The organism is Pseudomonas tremae (assembly GCF_001401155.1).
GTDB lineage: Bacteria > Pseudomonadota > Gammaproteobacteria > Pseudomonadales > Pseudomonadaceae > Aquipseudomonas > Aquipseudomonas tremae.
In genome coordinates, this window is the sequence record NZ_LJRO01000288.1 from 1 (window position 1) to 283 (window position 283).

General features: G+C 60.8%; 1 protein-coding gene. It reads right to left on the reverse strand.

Annotation, left to right across the window (positions count from 1 at the left end):
• Positions 1 to 79 precede the first annotated feature (79 nt).
• Positions 80 to 283, reverse strand: a 204-nt coding sequence (locus ALO43_RS16800; protein ID WP_157062318.1) for a hypothetical protein, incomplete at its 5' end; no start/stop codon positions are given.

Genomic DNA, 283 nt, shown 5'->3' on the forward strand with positions numbered 1-283 from the left:
GTGCATAGCCAGACGGCTTTGCCGCCAGCCAGCCAGTCACGAGCCTGTTGCACCACCTGCAAATCGAGCTGTTTCATTGCTACAACCCCGCCATCAGTTTTTCCTTGCTGATCGGCAGGCTGCGCACCCGTTTGCCGGTCGCGTGATACACCGCATTGGCCACGGCAGCTGCAAGCCCGGTCACACCGATTTCGCCGATGCCCCGCGCACCGAACTCACCCAGGTTGTAGTCCGGATAATCGAGCAGCAAGACGTCGATATCCGGCTGATCCGCATGCACCGG